Here is a 6618-nt window from a genome sequence, read left to right as displayed (position 1 = left end):
CGCGGCCTCGTCGCCTGGCACGGCGCGGCGGGCGGCGGCGCGGCCTTCAGCGTCGGGCTCCGCCTCGCCTACCGCGTCAGCCTGGGGCTTGATAGGCTGGTGCGATGATGGACGGCATGGCGCAGCCCGGCAGCCTCGCGGCCAGCGCGATCGAGGGCCGGCGCGGCTTCAACCTGCTGCGCTGGTTCGCGGTGCTGAGCCTGGCCTGCGTGGTGCTGTTCGGCACGGGCACGGCGATGGTGCTGAGCCGCTTTCTGACCGCCCAGATGCTCGACCGCGACGCGGAGGTCAGCGCGGAATTCCTGCAGAGCATCGTGCAGGCCGAGCGCACCTGGTCCTGGTTCTCCGATCCCGCCTCCGCCGCCGCGCGCCTGCCGCTCGAGAGCTTCTTCAACCATGTCGCGGAGCTGCCCGGCGTGGTGCGCGCCAACGTCTTCGGCGCCGATGGGACGGTGCTCTGGTCGAGCAACGCGGAGATGATCGGCCGGCGCTTCGACGACAACGAGGAACTCGCCGCCGCGCTGGGCGGTCGGGTCGCGGTGGAATCCGGCACCGTGCCGAAGACCGAGCATGTCGCGCTGGAGAAGGATGCCGGCGGGCGCCGCTTCACCGAGGCCTATCTGCCGGTCTGGGACGAGGCGCATCGCCGCGTCGTCGGCGTGGTCGAGATCTACCGCCTGCCCGACGCGCTGTTCGAGGCGATCGACGGCGGCGTGCGCCGCATCTGGATCGCCGCCGGGCTCGGCATGCTGCTGCTGTATGCGGCGCTGTTCGGCCTGGCTTTGCGGGCGCAATGCCTGATGGCGCGCCAGCAGCAGGCGCTGCTGGAGGCCGAGGCGCTGGGCGCGATCGGCGCGGTCGCCTCCGCCGTCGCGCATGGCGTGCGCAACCCGCTCTCCTCCATCCGCTCCTCGGCCGAGCTCGCGGCGGTGGAGGATGCCGAGGGCGCGCGGCAGTGCCTCGCCGATATCCAGCGCGAGGCGGACCGCATGGAAGGCTGGGTGCGCGACCTGCTGCTGCAGGCCCGCGGCGAGGCGGTGGCGCCGGCGGCGGTGGACGTGAACGCCGTGCTGGACGAGAGCGCACGCACCTTCCAGGCCGCGGCCGCGCGCCAGGGCGTGACGCTGCGCGTGACGACCGCCGCGGTGCCGCCGGCACGCGGCGAGGCCGGCGCGCTCGGCCAGGCGCTGGACAACCTGCTGGCCAATGCGATCGAGGCGATGCCGGAGGGCGGCGCGCTCGATCTCTCGACCGGCGTCGCGCCGGACGGGCGGCAGGTGGAGATCGTGGTGGCGGACACCGGCGGCGGCCTGCCCAGCGGCCTGCAGGATGGCCGGCCCTTCTTCTCGACCAAGGCGCGCGGCACGGGTCTCGGCCTGATGCTCACGCGGCGCATCCTCGCCCGGCATGACGGCGCGCTGCGGCTGGAAAGCAGGGCCGGGGCAGGCACGCGGGCGGTGATCCGCCTGCCCGTCGCCGGCGGCTGACGATGGGCCACGGCATCCTGCTGGTCGAGGACGAGGCGACGCTGGCGCGCAACGTGCAGCGCTACCTGGAGCGCGACGGCTTCGACCTGCGCATCGCCGCGACGATGCGCGCCGGCTGGCGCGACTTCGAGGAATTCCGCCCCGATGTCGTGCTGCTGGATCTCAACCTGCCCGACGGCAGCGGGCTCGACCTGCTGGCGCGCATCCGCGCCGCGGACCGCCAGGCGAAGGTCATCATCCTGACCGGCCATGGCAGCGTACAGACCGCGGTGGAGGCGATGAAGTCCGGCGCCTGGGACTACCTGGCCAAGCCGATCGCGCTCGGCGAGCTCAAGCTGCTGGTGGACAAGGCGCTCGGCCAGGGACGCATGGAGGAGACGCTCTCCTACTACCGCGGGCGCGATGCGCGGCAGGGCGGGCTGGAGGCGATGCTCGGCGGCTCGCCGGCGATCGAGCAGCTGAAGGCGCGCATCCGCGCGCTGCTGCTGGCCGAGCGCGCGATGGCCGAAGGCGATGCGCCGCCGCCGGTGCTGATCCGCGGCGAGACCGGCAGCGGCAAGGAGCTGGTGGCGCGGGCGCTGCATTTCGACGGCCGGCGCGCCGAGGCGCCCTTCATCGAAGTGAATTGCGCCACCCTGCCGTCGCAGCTCGTGGAAGGCGAGCTGTTCGGCCATGAGCGCGGCGCCTTCACCGATGCGCGCGAGCGCCGCATCGGACTGGTGGAGGCGGCGCATGGCGGCACGCTGTTCCTCGACGAGATCGGCGAGCTGGAACCCGCCGTGCAGGCGAAGCTGCTGAAGGTGCTGGAGGACCGCACCGTCCGTCGCCTGGGCGCGGTGCGGGAGCGGCAGGTGGATGTCCGCTTCGTCGCCGCCACGCATCGCCCGCTGGAGGATCTGGTGAAGGAGGGGCGCTTCCGCGCCGACCTCTATTACCGCCTCTCCGTCGTGCAGCTGGTGGTGCCGCCGCTGCGCGAGCGCCTGGGCGACGCCGCACTGCTCGCCGCGCATTTCCTGGCGCTGCACGGCAGGCGCTACGGCCGCCCCGGCCTTCGGCTGGATGCGGCGGCGCTGGACCTGGTTGCGCGGCATCCCTGGCCGGGCAATGTGCGGGAGCTGCGCAACGCGATGGAGCAGGCGGCGCTGGCCGCGGGCGAGGCGCGGGAACTCGGCGCCGCGCATGTCGCGCTCGCGCCGGCGCCGGCCCTGGCCGAGGCGCCGGCCGCCGCGCCGACGCTGCGGCAGATGGAGCGGGACACGCTGGTGCAGATGCTGGACCGCACCGGCGGCAACGTGTCCCAGGCGGCGCGGCTGCTCGGCATCAGCCGGGACACGATGCGCTACCGCATGGCCAAGCACGGGCTGGACGCGGCGGCCGGGGTGGAATCCGCCTGAAACGGATAGCGTCCGGCCCTGCCCGGACCACTGCCCCCGCGCCACACTGCCGGCGGCGGCGTGTCGGAGCTCGCATCCGCGCGGCGCGCCCGAGGAAGGATTCCCCCCCATGCGTCGCACGTTCCTGAAGCTCGCCCTCGCACCGGCCGTGCTGGGCCTCGCCGCCTGCGTCTCGGAGCAGCGCTATGACGAGCTGCAGCAGGCCTACACCCAGCTGCAGGCCCACTACAACGCCGACCAGGCCACCATCCAGATGCTGGAAGGCCGGCTGAAGGTGACGATGACGGACCGCATCCTGTTCCCCTCGGGCGGCTACCGCATCACCGAGAGCGCCCGGCGCGAGCTGGCGAAGATGGTGCCGACGCTGAAGGGGCTGCGGCAGACCCGGGTGATCGTGGAGGGCTACACGGACACCACGCCGGTCGGCCCGGAGCTGCGGCGCGAGGGGATCACCTCCAACCTCGACCTGTCCTCGCGGCGCGCGGACACGGTGGCGGACGAGCTGATCCGCCTCGGCGCGCCGCGCGGCATCATCTCGGCCGACGGGCGGGGCGATGCGAACCCCGTCGCCTCGAACACGACGCCGGAAGGCCGGGCGCAGAACCGGCGCATCGAGATCACGCTGGTCGGCCCGGGGAACTGAGCGCCGGCGCCCCGCCCTACCCCGCGATGCGGGGAGAGGGCGGGGCAGGACCTACCGGCACATCAGCACGGGCAGGTCGGCATTCTCCAGCACGTGCCGCGTCACGCCGCCCAGGATCAGCTGGCGCAGGCGCGAATGGCTGTAGGCGCCCTGGCACATCAGGTCCGCGCCGAAGTCGCGCGCCGCGCCCAGCAGCCCGGCGCCCACCTCGCGCGTCGCCGGCTTGAAGGGCACCACCTCGGCCTCGATGTTGTGCCAGCGCAGATAGGCGCGGATGCCCTCGGCCCCCGGGCCGCGGCGCTGGTAGTCGTCCGAGCAGAGGATGCGCACCGCCTGCGCGCGGTGCAGCCAGGGCAGCGCCGCGGCGACGGCCGCCGCGCTCTCGGCGCTGCCGTTCCAGGCCACCGCCACGCGCGTGCCCATGGTCTGCGGCGCGACGCGCGGGGCGATCAGCACCGGTCGGCCCGAATCGAACAGCACCGCATGCAGCGCGTCGGAGGAGGAGACATCCTCCTCGGCCTCCGGGTGCGGCACCACCGCCATGTCGAACAGCCGCGACTGCTGCGCGACGATGTCCTCCTCCCGGCCGGCCATGGTCTCGAAGCTGATCGTGATGCCCTGGCTCTTGGCCGCGGTGTTGGGGTCGGAGGCCAGGACCAGGTCGCCATGGGTGGCGGCGAAGCGGTCGAACAGCTCGCGCACGCGATTGGCGCGCTCCCCGCTCTCGCGCTCGGTCGCGGCCATCATCTCCTCGATCATCGCGCCCGAGAGGCCCTCTCCGGCCAGCGGCGCGACGTCGCGCGCATCCACGCGCACATGCAGGCAATGCAGATGCGCGTGCCAGATCCGCGCGACATCGAGCGCCGTGGCGAGCGCGGCTTCCCCGGCCGCGGTCCCCGTCAGCGGCAGCAGCAGACGACGGTAGGCCATTGCGGCTCTCCCTTCCCGAAACCTTCCCTGTGAAACTTTATGCCTCGATTCCGCCGTTCAAGGCCAGAGCGGCGAAGGCCGCGGCGCGGGCATCGCCGGCCGCGTCCAGCTTCCGCCAGTCGATCGCGCCGGGATCGGCCTGCGCCGCGCGTTCGAGCACGGCCACATCGGCGTCCGACGCGTCGCCGCGGCGCGATCCGACGCGCGACCGCAGCACCGGCATCGGCGCTTCCAGCCAGAAGCCGTGGAATGCGAAGCCCGCCGCCGCGTCCCGCGCGCCCGCGCGCATCGCCGGGTCGAGGAACACGGCGTCGAGCACCACGGAATGTCCTGCGGCCAGGGCGTCGCGCGCGGCGGCGAACAGCTCGGCATGCACCGCCGCGCTCTCCGCCGGCGCATAGGCCGCTTCCGGCAGGCGCTGTTCCGGCGCGACGCCGGCGCGGCGCTTGCGGATCTCGTCCGTCCGCAGATGCAGCGCACCGGGCGCGATGCCGAGCGCGGGCGCCAGCGCGCGCGCCAGCCAGGTCTTGCCCGTGCCCTGCAGCCCGCCCACGGCCACCAGGCGCGGCGGAACAGGGCGGAGATAGGCCTCCGCGGCCGCGAGATAGGGCAGGCCGTCACGGCCGCGCGCCGGCTCCAGCTTGGCGCGGACCAGGGCGCGCTGCGCCAGCCAGAAGGGCAGCGCGGGCAGCATCCCGATGTCGAAGCTCCGCGCCAGCACCCGGTTCATCACCCGGTTCGCCGCCGCGCGGTCCACCCGCACATCGAGGTCCATCAGCAGGAACGCCAGGTCGTAGCCCACATCGATGCGCGCGATCGCCTCGTCGAACTCGATCGCGTCGAAGGCCACCGGCCGCCCGTCCCAGAGGCAGAGATTCGCCAGGTGCAGGTCGCCATGGCAGCGCCGCACCAGGCCCTGCGCCGCGCGCGCGCCGAGCAGCGGGCGGAGCGCGTCCAGGCGCGCGCGCATGGTCGCGGCCACCGCGGCGACGCGGCCGGGATCGAGACCGACCTCGAGGCAGCCGGCCACGTTGCCCTGCAGCACCAGCGCCATGCGCGCGGCGCTGTCCACGCCGGGTGCGGCCGGCGCCGCGGCCAGCAATGCGGCTGTCGCATCCGCCAAGGCATCCAGCAGCCGCGCATCCAGCGCGCCGCGCGCCGCGACAGCGTCCAGAAAGTCCTCGGCAGGCACCGGCGCCATGCGCAGCACCCAGTCCACGACCTGGCCCGTGCCGCCGAGCGCGAGGGCGCCGCCCTCTTCGCGGGTGATCGGCAGGACGTCGCGATAGATGCCGGGCGCGTTGGGGCGGTTGATCTCCAGCTCGCGGCGGCAAAAGTGCTCTCGCGCGGCGAGCGGCGCGAAATCCAGGAAGGGGAGCGTGACCGCCTTCTTCAGCTTGAAGGCGTCCTGCGGGCCGACGAAGACGGCCGAGATATGCGTCTCGATCGGCGCCGCGCCGGTCAGGCGCGCGAGCAGCGCGGCGACCTCCGCCTGCTCCGCCGGGATGGTCACGGGTAGAGCATCTCCGTCTCCCACCCGCCGCCCGCTTCCTGAGCGGACGCGCCTCCGGCGCGATGGAAGACGCGGCGCTCATGCAGGCGGAAGGGCATGTCGCGCCAGAACTCGATGCGGTCGGGCAGCAGGCGGAAGCCCGACCAGAAATCGGGGCGGGGGATTTCGCCGATGCCGAACCTCATCGTGTATTCGGCCACCGCCTTCTCCAGCGCGAAGCGGCCTTCCAGCGGGCGGGACTGGCGGGAGGCCCAGGCGCCGATCCGGCTGCCGCGGGCGCGGGAGGCGTAGTAGGCATCCGCCTCCTCCGCGCTCACCGGCTCGACGGCGCCTTCCACGCGCACGCTGCGCTGCAGCGTCTTCCAGTGGAAGGTCATGGCGGCGAAGGGGTTTCGGGCAAGCTCCCGCCCCTTGCGGCTTTCGAGGTTGGTGTAGAAGACGAAGCCGCGCGCATCCACGTCCTTCAGCAGCACCATCCGCGCGGAGGGCCGGCCCGCCGGCGGCGCGGGGGCGGGGGGGGCGGGGGGGGGGGGGGCGCGCGAGGAGGCCGGGCTGCGCGGCCTGGTGACGCTCTATGCGGGGAGGCGCCCGCGCGACGCGGCGGTGATCTTCGACGACCTCGAGATGCCCGTGCTGCTCTCGATCGTGGAC

At 73.7% G+C, this 6618-nt stretch carries 5 protein-coding genes and 1 pseudogene; 3 read left to right on the top strand and 3 right to left on the bottom strand.

Annotation, left to right across the window (positions count from 1 at the left end; genetic code table 11):
* Nucleotides 1-104: 104 nt before the first annotated feature.
* The 3 genes from AC1MIR_RS20085 (at nt 105) to AC1MIR_RS20075 (ending at nt 3524) form a co-directional block, all read left to right on the top strand.
* Complete coding sequence (locus AC1MIR_RS20085) at nt 105-1487, top strand: ATP-binding protein (protein ID WP_480029958.1); 1383 nt, start codon at nt 105-107, stop codon at nt 1485-1487.
* A gap of 2 nt (nt 1488-1489) precedes the next feature.
* The gene (locus AC1MIR_RS20080; protein WP_480029957.1) at nt 1490-2881 is read left to right on the top strand and encodes a sigma-54-dependent transcriptional regulator; all 1392 of its coding nucleotides are present in this window, start codon (nt 1490-1492) and stop codon (nt 2879-2881) included.
* A 109-nt stretch (nt 2882-2990) separates the two neighbouring features.
* On the top strand, nt 2991-3524 hold the full coding sequence (locus tag AC1MIR_RS20075) for an OmpA/MotB family protein (protein ID WP_480029956.1): 534 nt from the start codon (nt 2991-2993) through the stop codon (nt 3522-3524).
* A 51-nt stretch (nt 3525-3575) separates the two neighbouring features.
* Here the strand turns inward: AC1MIR_RS20075 and AC1MIR_RS20070 are convergent, their stop codons facing one another.
* The 3 genes and pseudogenes from AC1MIR_RS20070 to pdxH all read right to left on the bottom strand — a co-directional run.
* On the bottom strand, nt 3576-4454 hold the full coding sequence (locus AC1MIR_RS20070; protein WP_480029955.1) for a universal stress protein: 879 nt from the start codon (nt 4452-4454) through the stop codon (nt 3576-3578).
* A gap of 37 nt (nt 4455-4491) precedes the next feature.
* Complete coding sequence (locus AC1MIR_RS20065) at nt 4492-5967, bottom strand: bifunctional aminoglycoside phosphotransferase/ATP-binding protein (protein ID WP_480029954.1); 1476 nt, start codon at nt 5965-5967, stop codon at nt 4492-4494.
* A pseudogene (pdxH, locus tag AC1MIR_RS20060) lies at nt 5964-6458 on the bottom strand (pyridoxamine 5'-phosphate oxidase); the annotation flags it as partial. The pseudogene pdxH and the gene AC1MIR_RS20065, both read right to left, overlap by 4 nt.
* Nucleotides 6459-6618 lie beyond the last annotated feature (160 nt).

This window comes from Falsiroseomonas sp. RANM36 (assembly GCF_056682175.1).
This window is presented reverse-complemented; position numbering and strand designations above follow the sequence as displayed.

What these genes read in the sequence shown, in the direction of transcription:
- AC1MIR_RS20070 (WP_480029955.1), bottom strand. Translation starts at nt 4,454, where the DNA reads ATGGCCTACCGTCGTCTGCTGCTGCCGCTGACGGGGACCGCGGCCGGG.
- AC1MIR_RS20080 (WP_480029957.1), top strand. Translation starts at nt 1,490, where the DNA reads ATGGGCCACGGCATCCTGCTGGTCGAGGACGAGGCGACGCTGGCGCGC.
- AC1MIR_RS20085 (WP_480029958.1), top strand. Translation starts at nt 105, where the DNA reads ATGATGGACGGCATGGCGCAGCCCGGCAGCCTCGCGGCCAGCGCGATC.
- AC1MIR_RS20075 (WP_480029956.1), top strand. Translation starts at nt 2,991, where the DNA reads ATGCGTCGCACGTTCCTGAAGCTCGCCCTCGCACCGGCCGTGCTGGGC.